At 63.5% G+C, this 16,033-nt stretch carries 18 protein-coding genes; 8 read left to right on the top strand and 10 right to left on the bottom strand.

The features are described from left to right. The first annotated feature begins 17 nt into the window (after positions 1-17). From NLM27_RS08045 to NLM27_RS08025, 5 genes are all read left to right on the top strand, one after another. Positions 18-1,307: a PotD/PotF family extracellular solute-binding protein gene (locus tag NLM27_RS08045; protein WP_254142832.1), complete on the top strand. Its 1,290-nt coding sequence runs from the start codon at positions 18-20 to the stop codon at positions 1,305-1,307. Beyond that, a complete protein-coding gene (locus NLM27_RS08040) occupies positions 1,307-2,266 on the top strand; it encodes an ABC transporter permease (protein ID WP_254148777.1) in 960 nt (319 codons plus the stop codon). The genes NLM27_RS08045 and NLM27_RS08040 overlap by 1 nt, the downstream gene beginning before the upstream one ends. Positions 2,267-2,269: 3 nt before the next feature. Continuing rightward, positions 2,270-3,148: an ABC transporter permease gene (locus tag NLM27_RS08035; RefSeq protein WP_097658565.1), complete on the top strand. Its 879-nt coding sequence runs from the start codon at positions 2,270-2,272 to the stop codon at positions 3,146-3,148. Between the two features lie 5 nt (positions 3,149-3,153). Next, a complete protein-coding gene (locus tag NLM27_RS08030) occupies positions 3,154-3,891 on the top strand; it encodes an aspartate/glutamate racemase family protein (protein ID WP_254142831.1) in 738 nt (245 codons plus the stop codon). Positions 3,892-4,095: 204 nt separating this feature from the next. Continuing rightward, entirely contained in the window at positions 4,096-4,587 is a 492-nt protein-coding gene (locus tag NLM27_RS08025; protein ID WP_254142830.1) for a hypothetical protein, read from the top strand. A gap of 191 nt (positions 4,588-4,778) precedes the next feature. On the opposite strand, the gene NLM27_RS08020 is transcribed toward NLM27_RS08025, so the two are convergent. Continuing rightward, entirely contained in the window at positions 4,779-5,141 is a 363-nt protein-coding gene (locus tag NLM27_RS08020) for a hypothetical protein (RefSeq protein WP_254142829.1), read from the bottom strand. A 103-nt stretch (positions 5,142-5,244) separates the two neighbouring features. Next, positions 5,245-5,577 (bottom strand): hypothetical protein, encoded by a 333-nt coding sequence (locus NLM27_RS08015; protein ID WP_254142828.1) that lies wholly within the window; start codon positions 5,575-5,577, stop codon positions 5,245-5,247. A 95-nt stretch (positions 5,578-5,672) separates the two neighbouring features. On the opposite strand from NLM27_RS08015, the gene NLM27_RS08010 reads away from it, so the two are divergent. Continuing rightward, a complete protein-coding gene (locus tag NLM27_RS08010) occupies positions 5,673-5,837 on the top strand; it encodes a hypothetical protein (RefSeq protein ID WP_254142827.1) in 165 nt (54 codons plus the stop codon). Positions 5,838-5,863: 26 nt separating this feature from the next. On the opposite strand, the gene NLM27_RS08005 is transcribed toward NLM27_RS08010, so the two are convergent. Then, complete coding sequence (locus tag NLM27_RS08005; protein WP_254142826.1) at positions 5,864-6,394, bottom strand: gamma carbonic anhydrase family protein; 531 nt, start codon at positions 6,392-6,394, stop codon at positions 5,864-5,866. A gap of 85 nt (positions 6,395-6,479) precedes the next feature. Beyond that, positions 6,480-6,809 (bottom strand): DUF6949 family protein, encoded by a 330-nt coding sequence (locus NLM27_RS08000; RefSeq protein WP_254142825.1) that lies wholly within the window; start codon positions 6,807-6,809, stop codon positions 6,480-6,482. A gap of 221 nt (positions 6,810-7,030) precedes the next feature. Between NLM27_RS08000 and NLM27_RS07995 the strand changes: the two genes are divergently transcribed. Further along, positions 7,031-7,738: a hypothetical protein gene (locus NLM27_RS07995; RefSeq protein ID WP_254142824.1), complete on the top strand. Its 708-nt coding sequence runs from the start codon at positions 7,031-7,033 to the stop codon at positions 7,736-7,738. A 273-nt stretch (positions 7,739-8,011) separates the two neighbouring features. On the opposite strand, the gene glyA is transcribed toward NLM27_RS07995, so the two are convergent. From glyA to NLM27_RS07970, 5 genes are all read right to left on the bottom strand, one after another. Further along, positions 8,012-9,313, bottom strand: coding sequence for a serine hydroxymethyltransferase (gene glyA, locus NLM27_RS07990; RefSeq protein WP_254142823.1), 1,302 nt, complete (start codon positions 9,311-9,313; stop codon positions 8,012-8,014). A 62-nt stretch (positions 9,314-9,375) separates the two neighbouring features. After that, a complete protein-coding gene (locus NLM27_RS07985; protein WP_256569943.1) occupies positions 9,376-10,170 on the bottom strand; it encodes an amino acid ABC transporter ATP-binding protein in 795 nt (264 codons plus the stop codon). Beyond that, complete coding sequence (locus NLM27_RS07980) at positions 10,167-11,300, bottom strand: amino acid ABC transporter permease (protein ID WP_254142822.1); 1,134 nt, start codon at positions 11,298-11,300, stop codon at positions 10,167-10,169. The genes NLM27_RS07985 and NLM27_RS07980 overlap by 4 nt, the downstream gene beginning before the upstream one ends. Next, entirely contained in the window at positions 11,297-12,490 is a 1,194-nt protein-coding gene (locus tag NLM27_RS07975; RefSeq protein ID WP_254142821.1) for an ABC transporter permease subunit, read from the bottom strand. Before NLM27_RS07975 ends, NLM27_RS07980 begins: the two co-directional genes overlap by 4 nt. Positions 12,491-12,543: 53 nt before the next feature. Next, complete coding sequence (locus NLM27_RS07970; RefSeq protein ID WP_254142820.1) at positions 12,544-13,572, bottom strand: transporter substrate-binding domain-containing protein; 1,029 nt, start codon at positions 13,570-13,572, stop codon at positions 12,544-12,546. Between the two features lie 199 nt (positions 13,573-13,771). Between NLM27_RS07970 and NLM27_RS07965 the strand changes: the two genes are divergently transcribed. Beyond that, positions 13,772-14,680, top strand: coding sequence for a LysR family transcriptional regulator (locus NLM27_RS07965; protein ID WP_254142819.1), 909 nt, complete (start codon positions 13,772-13,774; stop codon positions 14,678-14,680). A 146-nt stretch (positions 14,681-14,826) separates the two neighbouring features. Here NLM27_RS07965 and NLM27_RS07960 read toward each other — a convergent pair whose 3' ends face one another. After that, positions 14,827-16,032: an FAD-binding domain gene (locus NLM27_RS07960; RefSeq protein WP_254142818.1), complete on the bottom strand. Its 1,206-nt coding sequence runs from the start codon at positions 16,030-16,032 to the stop codon at positions 14,827-14,829. Between the last annotated feature and the right edge of the window lies 1 nt (position 16,033).

Here is a 16,033-nt window from a genome sequence, read left to right as displayed (position 1 = left end):
ACAGAGGAGTGACTGATATGACCGAGACCACCAGGACGAAGGGCGTCAGCCGCCGCACGCTGCTCAAGGGCACCGCTGGACTCGCCGGCCTTGCCGCCGGCTCCGGCGCCATTACCGGCTTTCCCTATGTGAAATCGGCGGAAACGAAGGTGCTGCGCTATCTCGGCACCGCCGTGAACGAGGGCGACGACATCTCCAAGCAGTGCCTGAAGGACACCGGCATCAAGATCGAATACATCACCGCGACCACCGACGACGTCACCAAGCGCGTGATGACCCAGCCGAATTCCTTCGACGTGCTGGACACCGAATATTTCTCGCTGAAGAAGATCGTGCCGTCGGGCAACATCCTCGCCCTCGACGCCAGGAAGATCAAGGAATTCGACAACATTACGCCCGTCTTCACCAAGGGCGAGACGCCCCACGGCAAGAAGATCGGCGGCCAGGGCACCGCGCCCTGGAAGGTGCTCTATCTCGAAGGCAAGGACTCCAAGAAGTTCGCGACCTCGGCGACCGAATTCGTGACGCTGATCCCGACGGTCTACAACGCCGACACGCTCGGCATCCGCCCCGACCTGATCAAACGTCCCATCAGCTCGTGGTCCGAGCTGCTCAATCCTGAATTCAAGGGCAAGGCCTCGATCCTTAATATCCCCTCGATCGGCATCATGGACGCCGCGATGGTCGTGGAAGCCTCCGGCAAATACAAATACGCCGACAAGGGCAACATGACCAAGGAAGAGATCGATCTCACCATGAAGGCGATGACCGAGGCCAAGAAGGCCGGCCAGTTCCGTGCCTTCTGGAAGGACTTCAACGAGAGCGTCAATCTGATGGCCTCGGGCGAGACCGTGATCCAGTCGATGTGGTCGCCTGCGGTGACGAAGGTTCGCTCGATGGGGATTGCCTGCACCTTCCAGCCGCTCAAGGAAGGCTATCGCTCCTGGGCCTCGGGCTTCTGCGTCTCCAAGGGAGTCTCGGGCCCCAAGCTCGAATGGGCCTATGAGTTCGTGAACTGGTTCCTGTCCGGCTATGCCGGCGCGTATCTCAACCGCCAGGGCTACTACTCCGCCGTGCTCTCGACCGCGAAAGCCCACATGCAGCCCTACGAGTGGGCTTACTGGATGGAAGGCAAGCCGGCCGAGAAGGACATCAAGGCGCCCGACGGCTCGCTGCTGGAGAAGGCCGGCTCCGTGCGCGACGGCGGCTCCTATGAGGACCGCATGGGCGGCGTCGCGTGCTGGAACGCCGTGATGGACGAGAACGACTACATGGTCCGCAAGTGGAACGAGTTCATCGCGGCGTAATCGACATGTCGGAAGAAGTCCTGCAACAGGTGACCCCGGGCTTGATCCCGGGGTCGGGCACAGCACGCGCCGCGAAAGTGACGCGCCTGTCGCCCTCCTTCATCTCCTGGCTTCAGGCCGGGCCGATGATGCTGGTGTTTCTCGCCTTCTTCCTCATTCCGCTGGTGTTCGTCGTCATCGTCTCGTTCTGGGACTACAACGAATACCAATTGCTGCCGGCCTTCTCAGGCCGCGGCTACACCGACACGTTCGAAGGCTGCATCGCGCAACTCCCCGATCTCTGCACGATCGGCAAGACCTATCTGAAGACACTCAAGCTCTGCTTCATGGTCTGGGCGATCACGCTCTTCATCGGCTTCTGGGTCGCCTACTTCCTCGCCTTCCACGTCAAGTCGAAGACCTGGCAGATGGGATTGTCGCTGCTCTGTACGATCCCGTTCTGGACCTCCAACGTGATCCGCATGATCGCCTGGATTCCGCTGCTGGGCCGCAACGGCCTCGTCAATTCCGGCCTCGTCAAAACGGGCCTAATCAACCATCCCGTGGAATGGCTGCTGTTTTCCGAATTCTCCGTAGTGCTGGCGCTGGTGCATCTCTTCACCTTCTTCATGGTGGTGCCGATCTTCAACTCGATGGTGCGTATCGACAAATCGCTGATCGAAGCCGCCTATGACGCCGGCGCGACCGGCTTCCAGACGCTGGTCAACGTCATCATTCCGCTCGCCAAGCCCGGCATCGTGATCGGCTCGATCTTCGTCATCACCATCGTGATGGGCGACTTCATCACCATCGGCGTGATGGGCGGCCAGCAGATCGCCGCCGCCGGCAAGATCATCGAGACGCGGGTCAACGCGCTGCAGTTCCCCGCAGCAGCGGCCAACGCCGTGATCCTGCTCGCCATCACCTTCCTGATCATCACCATGATGTCACGCATCGTCGACATCAAGAAGGAGCTGTAGAGCATGAAGGAGGGACGCCCGCGCTCTTTCTACGTGCTCGCGATCTTCTTCGCGGCCTATGTGCTGTTTCTCTACGGCCCGATGATCGCGATCTACGTGCTGTCGTTCCAGGGCCCGCAGGGCGGCCTCACCTTCCCGATGAATGGCGTGTCGACCTTCTGGATCGCAAAACTGTTCCAGGGCACCGGCATCGTCGATCTCGGCGCGGCCTTCCGCCGCTCACTGCTGCTGGGCGTGATCGTGATGATCGTCACCGTCGTGCTGTCGGTCGCCGCCGGCATGGCCTTCCGCCGTAAGTTCAAGGCGCAAAGCATCCTGTTCTACTCGGCGATCGCGAGCCTGATCGTGCCCTCGATCATCACCTCGCTCGGCATCTCCCTCGAATTCCGCATCATCGACGATCTGATCAAGGCGCATTGGAACGAGAACTTCGAGACCTCGATGGGCCTGCTCACCTCCGGGCTTGGCGCACATTTGACCTGGACACTGCCGTTTGGCCTTTTGATCATGTTCGCGATCTTCAACCGCTTTGACCCGCGCCTCGAAGAAGCCGCGCGCGATCTTGGTGCGACACCGTGGCAGACATTCCGTCACGTCGTGCTGCCGATCATCCTGCCATCGGTGATCGGCATCGGCCTGTTCGGCTTCACGCTGTCATGGGACGAGCTCGCCCGCTCCAGCCAAGCGATCGGGGCCGTGAATACATTGCCGCTCGATCTCCAGGGCCTCACCACCACCGTGACGAACCCCGATATCTATGCGCTCGGCACCGTGATCTCGGCCGTCTCATTCACGGTGATCACCCTTGCGCTCGGCACCATCCACATGCTCAACAAGCGGCAGGCGGCCAAGGGCTCGGACGCCGGCAAGGGGCTTGTCTGATCGCGATGCGACTGCACATCGTCAATCCCAACACCACCGCGTCGATGACGGCGAAGATCGCCGCTGCGGCGCGCAGCGTCGCGCTGCCCGACACCGCAATCGACGCGCGCCAGCCGGCGATGGGCCCGGTTTCGATCGAGGGATTTTACGACGAGGCCTTCGCCGTGCCCGGCATGCTCGGTTGCATCCGCGAGGCCGACCGCGAGGGCGCAGACGCGCACATCATCGCCTGTTTCGACGACACTGGCCTCGATGCCGCGCGCGCGGCCGCGAAAGCGCCGGTGATCGGCATCGGCGAAGCCGGCTTCCACATGGCGAGCCTGATCGCCGCGCGCTTCGCCGTGGTGACGACGCTCGGTGTTTCCGTCGTTCCGATCGAGCACAACTTAAGGAAATACGGCCTCGCCGAACGCTGCGCCCGCGTCCGCGCCGCCGAGGTCCCGGTGCTCGCGCTCGAGGAGCGCAATACGGAGGCCGTCGGCAAGATCTCCGCGGAGATCACCGCCGCAATCCGCGACGACCGCGCAGAGGCCATCGTACTCGGCTGCGCCGGCATGGCCGATCTCGCCGGCGAGCTCGCCTCCACGCACGGTCTCCCGGTGGTGGACGGCGTTGCGGCGGCAATCACACTGGCAGAATCAGTGGTGCGGCTGGGCCTGAAGACGTCCCGGCTCGGCCCCTATGCGGCGCCGCGGCCGAAGTCCTATTCCGGGCCGTTTTCGCCGTTTCAGCCGGAAGCCTAGTCACCTCGCTTTCGGGCGACGTTCCCTCGGCACTCTTGACCCGCACGCCGGAGCGCCAAGAGCCTTGTCCATACCTTTTTTGGGCATCAGCCTCTTTTTGGTCCCAATTGTTGCTAATCAGTAACACTTTCGGGACATCCCGGTCGCCCTTTCGGGCTGCTGGTCTTCGCCACTCACCAAGTTTGAATTTGGATTTTGTCAGCGATGATCGATCTCGCACAGGACGCGCCGTCCAATCCCCTCCGCCGTGGGGCCCAGCCGATCGCGCTGACCGCCGCCGCCCTCCTTTTGCTGGTCGCCGGGGTGACCTCGATTGCGATCTGGCGCACCTATACCGGGGCAGCTCCCGAGACCGACCGGGTGGTGGCATCGCGGCAGCTTCAGGCCCGTACGGCACAGGTGTCCGAGCAGCTCGTCGAGAAGACCAAGGGGCTGGAAGCGACCCAGCAGGAATCGATCGACCAGCTCCAGCTCGTCCAGGACCAGCTCCAGACCATGAAGCGGCTGATGGCGGCGCAGCAGGCCGACACCAAGCGCCTGTCCGAGCAGGTGGCGTCGCTGAACGAGTCCATCGACGGCTTGCGGCAGTCCTTTGCCAGCGCCCGGACCACCGAGGCTGAAACCCCCTCGGTTACCCGAAGGAAACCGGCACGGCACCGCGCCTATGCCAACGCACGCAAGCGCACGCGCGGCTGAGCGGTTACGGCTCGCCGCCGCTTTATTTTTTCGACTTGTGAACTGGATCACATTCACCCGTATGATTCCGCGCGATGCTCGCGGTCACCGGATGGCGTGAGCCGATTTCAATGTCCGGGGCTGGCAAGGTCGTTGACGGTATACTGCGTCAACGGCCTTGTTTTTTGGTCGGTCCGGCCGATCTTCCCGTCTCACTCGCAGACGTCGACGTTGCGGTATCGCCATCCCGAAGGCGTCATCACGCGCTTCCGGACGACGTAGCAACCGCCATAACCATCGTTATAGCCGGCACCATAATAGGTTGGGCCACCGTAATAGGGATAGCCATAGCCATAACCATAATAACCGCCGTAGTAGCCGGCGCCGGCGAGGCCCGCCCCGATCGCGACACCCGGCCAGAAGCCGCCGCCACGCCAATAGCCACCGTGGCCCCAGCCACCGCCGTGCCAGCCGCCACCACCGTGTCCGAAGCCGCCCCGCGCCTGGGCCGCTTGCGGCACCGACAACCCGACTGCCGCGACGGCCAGCGCCGTCATCATCATCTTGCGTAGCATCACTTGATCCTCCGCGTGGACACGCTCCACGCTTCAAAGCAGGACCAAGCTAGCGTTCCTTGGGCACTCCTGACAGCCACACTGTCTCACTTCCGCGCGAGCCTTAGCAGCCGCGGCAGATGCTCTTCATCTTCTTGTCGAGCAGCCGGTTCTCGGAACTGACGGTGGCATCCGCGGGCCCGGAGCCGGTGCCCGTGGTGACCCCGGCGCCCGGACCGGAGGATTGAGCCGTACCAAGGCTGTTCGTACCGGGCGGCGGAGCCGGCGAGTTGGCGACGCCTCCGGTCGAACCCGTGGAAGTCGACCCCACAGAACCGCCGGTCGATCCGGTAGAGCCGCCGGTCGCCTGTGCGAACGATACGGCCGGCATCGCCGCGAGTGCGAAGATCACGACCATGGTCTTGATTGAACCTGTTGCGGACGGTCTGGCAGCCATCGGAAATTCTCCTTTGCCGGTCAACCGCTGCGATGAAGACGAGTTCCGGAACAAACGCCGTCACATCAGCTTGACAGCGAGGAGGCCAAATCACGATGACCGATCGCGACCCCTTTGCAGAAGGCGAGCGCGCAGCGCGCGAAAGCATCCCGGCTGAAGCCAATCCGTACTCAAACGGCAGAGACGAGCATGCGCTCTGGGCCGCCGGCCACGAGAAGGTCGCGGGCGCGATCGAGGCGCGCGAGTCCGAGGGAAGCTGACGCTCCCTTCCGGATGCGTCGGCCTCTCAATCGATCCGCTTCAAGCCCTTCTTGAAGCGCGGGCCGTTGGCCACATAGAACCTGGCCGCACTCCCCATCTTCTGGACCTGGGCATCGTCGAGCGTGCGGATCACGCGCGCGGGGGAGCCGATGATCAGCGAGCGCTCGGGGAACTCCTTGCCCTCAGTGATGACGGAGCCGGCGCCGACGATGCTGTTGCTGCCGATCTTTGCGCCGTTCATCACGATCGAGCCCATGCCGACGAGCGCACCCTCCTCGATGGTGCAACCGTGCAGGATGACGTTGTGACCGACCGTGCAGTTCCTGCCGATGACAAGCGGGAAGCCGAGATCGGTGTGGCAGGTCGAGCCGTCCTGCACGTTGGCGCCCTCGCCAATCTCGATCCACTCATTGTCGCCGCGCAGCACCGCGCCGAACCAGACGCTCGCGCCGGGCTTCAGGCGCACGCGGCCGATCACGGTGGCGGTCTCCGCGATGAAATAATTGCCGTCGGCGGGAAGGTCGGGCGCCTGCCCGTCGAGCTCGTAGATCGCCATGGAGGTCTCCTGTCAGGATGATCCTGGCATAGCGAAACGACGGCCTGGACGCAAAGGGCCCTCCGCCGGGCGGTCCCGCCGAGCGTCAGCCCAGGACGCCGGCCGCGCGCAGCGTCATCAGGAAGAATGTGCCGCTCATCATGCTCCAGAAGCCGGCGATGACGGTCGCCATCATCACGAACTCGGCGCGGCGGCTTTCCACCCGCAGGCCGCGTAGCGTGTTGCGCATGATGATGAAGGGCGCGGCGAACACCAGGAACGGCACCGCCGCGAAGGTCTTGGGCGCGACGCCATCCTGCAACAGGCCGAATCCGGCGGGACGCTGCGCGACCGCCTGGTATCCGTTCACGAGCGCGCCCGCGAGCGCGAAACCGATGCAGATCGAGAAGAAGGTATTGAGAGCTTCAGGTGTCATCGGAACGGTCCGCCCTTACGCAACGCCAGCGCCTTCCTGTGACAAATCGTGCCGGTTAACGCTACATTATCCTTAAGAGAAGGTTAACGCCGGCGGCCAGCCTGCGCAGGGCGCTCCCCCTTTCCCCGCAGCCGGGAACGCTCCGCGAAATCGCCGACGCATGGCATATTCGCCGCTGATTCGTCGGCCAGCGGCCGACCTCCGCTCTCTTGCGCTAGCTCATGACGGTGTTTTCGGCAGCCTCCCCTCACTCTTCCCGGACACGCCCCCGTGCGCACGTCGTTCCGATCGTGCTCGGCGCCGCGGCTGCGGCATGCGCGGTGGCGCTCGTCGCCTACCTGCTGTGGCCGACCTGGGGCACGCGCGGGGCAAACGCCCCGGACAAGCTGCCGGTGAGCGTCGGCGGCACGCTGTTCAACCTGCCTGCGACGGCGATCCGGATGAAGATCCAGCGTCACTCCGGACCGCAGGAGCGCATCGACCTCGACTTCCTCTATCCCTCGCTGGAACCGCCGGGCGCACCGAAGCACGTCACCGCCGACACGGTGGAGACGGCGGTGCAATCAATCGATCGTATCTTCCTGTCGATCGCGGCTCATCACGATGCGCTCGCACCCGAGCAGCGAACAGCCACGATCTATCCGCGCTATCTCGACCAGGCCGCAACCCAGCCCGAGGAAGGCCTGACGATGCGGATGTTCCGCTCCGATACGCCCTACGGCAGCGAAGATCTGTATTCGGCCGCAAGCCCCGCGCTGGCCGCGCGCTGCACCCGCGATGCGGCGACACCAGGCATGTGTCTCTCCGAGCGCCGCGTCGGCGGCGCCGACCTCACCTTCCGCTTTCCGCGCAGCTGGCTGTCACAGTGGCGGGACGTGGCGGAGGCGATGGAGAAGCTGACGGCGCAGCTGCGTGGGCCGAAGGGATGAGCGCGGCCCTCTCGGCCCGGCCGCGAAATCGGCTGGACTGGAGCCTTCAAAATAAAAACTCCGAAAACAACCCCATGCACAGTAGCCAAGCCTCGGCAGCATCAAGCTTTTTCGTATTTTTCGAAATCGACTTGACCCGTCGGGCAAAACAGCGGCATGATGCCATCATGCGGTGATGGGCCGACTCGTGACGAATGGGTCCTGGCATCCTGTCGAAGGGTTGAACGCCCGGGGCGGGACCGCCCCTGGCGTTCACGCCGGCCGCATGCTGGATCAATCGACAAAGGACGGAATGGGATGGGTGTTAGCCAGATCCCTCAGCCTGCGAAGCCGCGCAGGATCGACGGAAGCGCTTGGGCCGGCACGCAAAATCTCCGCAACTTCGCGACCGAGTTTCCTCGTCTCGGTTACGTCAAAGCCGCGAATCGTCAATGCGACGCTACCGAAGCGGAAAGCGGTACGCGGCTCGCCAGCTTGCCCCGGCGCACGCATGGCGTTGCCGATGACACCATAAGCACCGAGCCCCGCCACCAATTCCGGCTGGGTCCAGCTTTCACCGGTGTAGGCCATGATCATGTGCGAGTCCGTGCCTCCGGTGTAGAGCTCGACGCCGCCCTCCTCCAGGCTCGCACCAAACGCCTTTGCATTCGCGACGACGTCACGCATGAGCTGCGCAAAGGCCGGGCGGGTGATCATGTCCATCTGCACCGCCCGCGCCGCGATCATATTCGAGGCTGCCGGGCCTTGCAGGCCGGGATAGACGGCGGCGTCGATGGCGGCGCCGAAGCGCTCTTTGGCGAAGACAAAGGCGCCGTTGCGCGGTCCGCACAAAGTCTTTTGCGTCGAGCTCGTGGACACGTCGGAGAAGGGAACGGGATTGGCATGGAGGCCGACCGCGATCAGCCCCGCGACATGGGCAATGTCAGTGAAGAGGAGCGCACCGACCTCGTCGGCGATGGTCTTCAATCCCCCAAAGTCAATCTCGCGCGGATACGAGGATGGGCCGGCGAGCAAGACATGTGGCCTCGTCTTGCGTGCAAGGTCGCGGGCCTGATCCAGATCGACCGCGCCGGTACGGGTCACGCCGAACGAGACCACCTCGCGGTTCGCGCCCGTGATATGGCGCATGGCGCCGTGGCTGACATGGCCGCCGGCGAGTTCATCGAAGGTCAGCAGCCGCGCGCCTTCGGGAGGCAGGATCGCGCGCAGGACGGCGACATTGGCAATGGTCGAAGACAGCGCCTGCACGTTGACGTATTCGGCGCCGAAGATCGCCTTCGCCCGATCGATCGCGAGGTTCTCGATGGCGTCGAGTTCTTCGCAATTGGCGACGCTCCGCCGGCCGGGCAGTCCCATCGGCGCGCGGTTGACGAGATGGGTCCCCTCGATCTGCCGCAGGCCGAGTGGCGCATAGGAGGCGGAAGCGATCATGTTGAGGGACAGCGCTTCCCTCTTGCGGTCCTGATCGATCAGCGCGACGACGTCAGCGCCGGCCTGATGGGCATCAGCACCAAAAAGACTGTGCCAGTTGACGTCGGTCGGATGGGCTTGAGCGGTGCCCGGCGCAAGTGACATATGTCATCCTCTTTCTAGGTGAATGGAATTCTGGACTCGCTCCGCGAGCTCTGGCGCCTTCGTCAGTGACGAAGCACGCGCGAGAGAAAGGTTCGGGTTCGTTCGTGCGTCGGCCGGTCGAATATCTCGGCCGGCGTGCCGATCTCCAGGATCCGTCCGTGATCGATGTAGACGACGCGGTCGGCGACCTCGCGGGCGAAACCCATCTCGTGGGTCACGATCATCATCGTCATGCCCTCACGAGCGAGCTCGCGCATGACGTCGAGCACTTCGCCGACCATCTCGGGGTCGAGCGCCGAGGTCGGCTCATCGAACAGCATGATATGCGGCTCCATCGCCAGCGACCGGGCGATTGCGACGCGCTGTTGCTGGCCACCGGAGAGCTGGGCCGGATTCTTGTGGGCGTGGTCGCGCAGCCCGACCCGCTCGAGAAGGCGCAGTGCGTTCGCCCTCGCCTCCTCCGGCTTGCGGCTGCGAACTCGGATCGGCGCAATTGCGACGTTGTCGATCGCGCTCATATGCGGGAACAGATTGAACTGCTGGAACACCATGCCGACGCCCTTGCGGATCCTGGCCAATTCCTTCTCGCCGCCGATCGCGCGATCGGCCTCCGTCGGCATGTTGAAGCCGTCGACGGTCAGGCGCCCGCTCTGGTACATCTCCAGACCGTTGACACAGCGGATCAAGGTCGACTTCCCCGAGCCGCTGGCACCGATGATGACGACGACTTCACCGCGCCCGACGTCGAGATCGACATCCTTCAGAGCATGGAACGCACCAAAGGACTTGTTGAGGCGGCCGATGCTGACGATGACGTCGCGCGATGTCGTGGCCACTGGAATCTGGACGGCGTTCATCGTGATCCCCTTGCGAGATGGGCTTCGAGGCGGCGCGACGCGTAGGTGATCGCCCCGCCGATGGCGAGATAGACAGCGAACAGGAAGACGTAGATCTCGTAGGTTCGACCGCTGTTCTGTGGATCGGCAAGGATCATCTGTCCGGCGCGCAGGAAATCGGTCAGGCCGATGATGAAGACCAGTGTCGCGCCGTTGAAGATGTCGAGGATCTGTCCGACCAGCGACGGGACGACAACCCGCAGCGCCTGCGGCAGAACGATGTCGACATTGAGCGTCCAGCTGCTCATTGCGAGCGAACGCGCTGCCTCGATCTGCGCCCTGGGGACCGCTTGAAGTCCGCTGCGGACATATTCGGCGACATAAGCCGCGAAGAAGAGAGCAAAACCGGCCATGCCGCGCAGCAGGCCCGGCACGGACGTATCCGGCGCCAGCAGCGGCACGATGATCCAGATCCAGTAGACGACGAGGATCAACGGCACCGACCGCATCGTCTCGATATAGGCGGTCGAAATCAGGCGCAGGCTGGTGATGCGGCTTTGTCGTCCAAGCGCGAGCAGGATCCCGAAAGGCAACGTCAGGATCGAGACCGCGATCGTCAGGACAACGCTGAGCAGCAGACCGCCCCAGACCTCGAACCCCGGCGGCGAGAGCACGACGAAGATTGCGACGACGCCTGCAAGCAGTCCGGACAGGACGATGCGCTGGTCCACGGCCGAACGATGGACGCCGCCCCATGCGGCAATGCCAAGCGCAGCGCAGGCAACCGCGAGCCCGCCGGAATGCACGTCGATCGCGACCGCCAGCACCGCCGCGATCAGGACCGCCACCAAAGCGACGACCGTCAGCGCCGCTCGCCCTGCGCGGACCGAAAGGCCGAGGCCCGCTCCGAACATCGCGCAGAGCGTCGCGACGGCGAACCAGGCCCGCCACAACTGGTCGGCGGGATAGATGCCGGTCATCAGCACCTTGAAGCTGCCGCCGACGACTTGCCAATGCGCCTGGACCAGCGCCCAATAGCCAAAGGCATAGACAGCCCAGGCCAGCGTCGGGATGACGACAAGCGACAGCGCGGTATCGAACGGCTTGGCGAAGAGATTGCGATGGACCCACCGCAGCGCGACCGTGCTCATCGCTCCCTCCGTCCATTGACGCGCGCGTTGACGCCATTCACGCAGGCGCTGATGATCCAGCTCAGCGCGAGGTAAGTCAGCATCACGATCACGACGCCTTCGAGGTTTCGTCCGGTCTGGTTCGAGACGGTGCCGTAGACGTTGAACAGGTCAGGGAAGCCGATTGCGATCCCGAGCGAGGTGTCCTTGGTCAGGCTGATATATCGGTTGGCGAGGGATGGCAGGACGATCCTGAAGACCTGCGGAAGGATGATGTCGCGCAGCGTGTGGGAACGCGACAATCCGAGCGAGGCAGACGCCTCCCATTGCCCCTTCGGCAAGGCCTCGATTGCGCCGCGGACAATCTCGGCGACATAGGCGGAGCTGTTGACGACGATCGCGATGAGAAGTGCCGTCATTTCCGGTGAAATCGCAAAGCCTCCGCGCGCGCTGAACCGCGTCGCGACCGGCAGGTCGAGGCCGAGGGGGAAACCGGCAAAGGCAGTTGCGATCAGGACTGAGAGCGCCGCCGCCAAAAGGATCAGCCGGAGTCGCAGTCCGCGCAGAGCAACGCAAGCGACGACCAAGGCGAAGGCGATGGCGAGCAATCCCCAGGAACCGACGCTAGCGCGCTCGGAGATCACGAGGCCAGGAAAGAACACACCCGAACGACTGGCAAGAAGGCCGCCGAACCAATTCGAAGCAGCGTTGGCGGGGGGAAACCGCAGGACCACCGCGAAGTACCAGAACACGATCTGGATCAGCAGCGGTGTATTGCGTATGGCTTCGACCAGTCCAAAGCAAAGCTTACGCACCAGCCAGTTGGTCGAAAGCCGGCCGATGCCGACCAGCGTCCCGAACATTGTGCAGAGGACGATCGCCGAAAGCGCGACCTTCAGCGAATTCCATAGACCCGCCAGCAGCGCCTGGAAATTGCTATGGGAGGGAGAGAAAAGCTCCAGAACCGGCCAGTTGCCCCCACGTGAAGGGACGAAGCCTTCACTGAGGCTAAAATTCGCGACATTGCCGAGATAACCGAACGAGAACTGGATGCCCTTGCGAGCGAGTGCCTCGCGGACCGCGAGACCAAGCCAGATGACCAGGCCGGCCACCACGATCACGATCGCGGCCTGCAAGAGCCATTTGGACGCGATCAGCAGGCTGCGACGCGCCGGCGGGATGCTGTGATATTCGGCGATCTCTGTGCTCACGACGCCCTCCCGGGATCGAGGCGAGCCATTCGGCTCGCCCCTGACCATGTGGCTCAGTTCCACGGAGGCGAGTACTCGGCGCCGCCCTTGGTCCACATCGCGTTGGGCGTGCCGGCACGATCGATGAAGTAAGGCGTCTTAGATCCGAGATTGCGGTCGTAGATCTCGCCGTAATTGCCGACGGACTTGATCATGCTGGCGACGAAATCGTCGGCGACACCAAAATCCTTGCCAAAGCCGTCTTTCACGCCGAGGAATTTCTGCACGAACGCGCTCTCGTCCTTCATCCTGTCGGCAAGATTGGCTGTCGTGATGTCCCATTCCTCCGCCTGGAACAGCGCGAACGTGGCCCAGCGCAAGAGGTTGCGCCACCTGGAATCGTTGGCGATGACGAACCCGGCGAACGGCGACTTGTTGAGGGTCTCGGGCAGGATGGTGAAGTCGTCCGGCTTGGGCGAGTTGCCGCGCCAAGCCGCAAGCGCAGATTTGTCCGTCGACATCGCGTTGCAGCGATCGCTCTGAAGCGCACCAAACAGCTTCTCGAGATTTTCGAAGGTGAGAACCTTGGTCGTCTTGAAACCGCGCACGCGGACGAAGGCGGCGAGCGTGGCTTCGGTGCCGGAGCCCTGCGTCGTGCAGATCGTCGCGCCGTCCAATTCCGCAACGGATTTCACACCGGACGCCGACTTCACCATCATGCCGGTGCCGTCGTAGAAATGGATCGGCAGAAAATCGATACCGATCGCGGATTCGCGCACGGGCTTGACGGTCGTATGTGCAAAGACGACGTCGGCCTGTCCGGTCTGCAAGGCGTTGAAGCGGCTCTTGTCGGTGACGATGACGAAATTGACCTTGCTTGCGTCGCCGAGAACCGCCGCCGCCATGGCGCGGCAGAAATCGGCATCGAGCCCTTCGATCTTGCCGGTCTTGGTGTTGAGGTAGCCGAAGCCAGGGGCCGTGTTGTCGGTGCCGCAATTCAGGACGCCGCGCTGCTTGACGTTGTCGAGGACGGTGGCGGATGCGCCTGATGTCCACAGCGATGCCGCAGCGAGCGCAGCGACCAGAAATTTGGAACGAGCCATCCGAGAATCCTCTCTCCCTGTTGTCGTCGACAGACGCATCTCAGCCGGGCTTGGGATCTGCTCCTCTTGTAAGGGGGCCCGAACTGCTCTGGGAATGAAGGCTACAGGCGCAAAACAATTCTGGTCTACTTAATTAATTTTGCGATATACATTAGAAGATGTGCATGGTTGTCTTCTGGGGATTTGTTGGAGCTAACGGATGGATTTCGCCCGACTCCGCACGCTTCGTGAGCTTTCGCTGCGAAAAACAATGGCAGCGGTGGCCGAAGCCTTGCTGATCTCTCCGTCGGCCGTTTCGCAGCAAATCGCACAGCTCGAGGACGAGACCGGGGTTGAACTGGTGGAACGCAGAGGCCGCGGCGTACGGCTGACGCCGGCCGGGCAGCGACTGGTGGACCATGCCGGGCGGGTCATCGGCATCCTGGAGGAAGCGAAGACCGACCTTGCGGAGCTGAAGAAGACCGTCGCCGGCGAATTGCGCGTCTCGGCATTTCCCTCCGTCGCCGCATCTCTCATTCCGCCGACGATCCGCGCGATGTCGGCTCGCTTCCCCGATCTGGCGACGATATTCGAGGAGCTGGAGCCCGACGACAGCCTGGCCGCCCTGCGCGCGTGGCAGACGGATGTCGCGATTGTCGACGACTTGACCACGTCGGCGAGCCTCTCGGAGACGCAGGTCGAGATGCTGCATCTTCTGGACGACCACCTTCACGTCATGCTGCCGCGCGACCATCCACTGGCTGAGCGGCCTCATCTCACCTTGCCCGAGCTTGCCACGGAGCGATGGGTTCTCGACACGACGTCCGCCACCTATTCGGACGTGATCGTCGGCGCTTGCCGCAATGCCGGCTTCGATCCCATGGTCAACGCCCGCTGCCACAGTTTTGAAGTGGTCAGGGCGATGGTCGAGGCGGGCTGCTCTGTCTCGATCAATCCGGGGCTACGCGGGCGTGATCATATCGGCAGTTTGCGCCTCAAGGAGATCCGGCCGATCATCACACGGCGGATATTCGTGGCGTTTCGCACCGGTGAAAGGCGCAATCCGGCGATCGCCGAATTCGTCGACGAGCTTCGAGCCGTGGCGACGTCGATGACGGCTCAGCGCTGACGGTGCAATTGCGCGGGCTGCGCGGCCAGGCCCTGCACCTCGCTTGCGTGCAAGCAAAGCTCATCGATGCGCAAGGCGTGACCCTCGCGGATGCCACCGCACGGCTGCGCATTCTTGTGAAGATGTAGAGCCTCGAGGCGGACAGTTCAGACGCTTGCCGCGTCGCGATTGTCCCAGCGATAGCTCGGCAGATCCAGCCTGTCGGCAAGGTCCCGGCCGACGACGAATCTTGCCGCGCCCGGCAAGGAGAAGGCTCTGATGACCTGATTTCGAAACCACAATCCCGGTCGCGTCCTCGGCGCAAATGCCGCCGCGAAACGCTCCGCTCCGCGCTGCTTGGCGCCGATATAGTTGCGAAGACGAGCCTCATAGGCGCGAAAGGCTTCGTCGTGGCGCCCACCCGCGCGCAACAATTCTCCGGCGAGGACGTAGGCAGAGATCATGGCCAAGGCCGAGCCCTGCCCGGCAACCAGCGACACACAGAAGGCCGCATCGCCAATCAGGGCAATGCGGCCTCGTGACCAATTGTCCATTTTGATCTGGCTGACGCGGTCGAAATACAGCTCATTGGTGCGATCGAGTTCGTGAAGGATCGCCGTCCACTCCCAGCGCGCACAGCGATAGACCTCGCGCAGCTGCGCCTTCTGCTCGGCCAGCGTGGCAGGCCATCGCGCGGTGCCGTCAGCGAAAATGCAGACGAACAGCGTGCGATCGTCGTGCAGCGAGAAACGCCCGATCATGCGACCGGGCTGCCCGTACATCAGATACACGTCGTCGTCGCGTCGGGGATAACTGCGCGCTTCGAACGCAGCGACGCCGTAGCCGAGATGTCTTTCCAAAGCCTGCTGCGGTCCGAACGCCAGGCGCCGCACGGTCGAGTGGAGACCGTCAGCCCCAACGACGAGATCGAAGCGACGCTCCCCGCCGCGCCGAAGCTGAACCCGGACGCCCCCGGGCATTTCCTCGAGGGCGACGATCTCATCATCAAAAATGACCTCGGTGGAGTGACCGACCGTCTCGAAGAGCAGGCGCGACAGGTCGCTTCGCGCGAGGGTGACGTAGCGTCCGCCGGTGAGCTCGTCGAAAACTCTGGTGCCGAAGCCGGCGACGCGCCCACCGTCATCGCCGACGATGCGCATTTCCCGCGCATGGTAGCCGGCCTGCTCAATCGCCGGCAAAATTCCCATGCGCTCGGCAATGTCATAGCCGAGGCCCCAGAAGTCGATGACATATCCGCCGCTGCGAAGCGACGGTGCACGCTCGACCAGCGTCGGCGCGTAGCCGGCACGCTTCAGCCAATAGGCGAGCGTTGGTCCCGCGATCCCCGCCCCGGAAATCAGCACTGTTCGCATG

Source organism: Bradyrhizobium sp. CCGB12 (assembly GCF_024199845.1).
In the GTDB taxonomy this organism is placed as follows: Bacteria; Pseudomonadota; Alphaproteobacteria; order Rhizobiales; family Xanthobacteraceae; genus Bradyrhizobium.
This window is presented reverse-complemented; position numbering and strand designations above follow the sequence as displayed.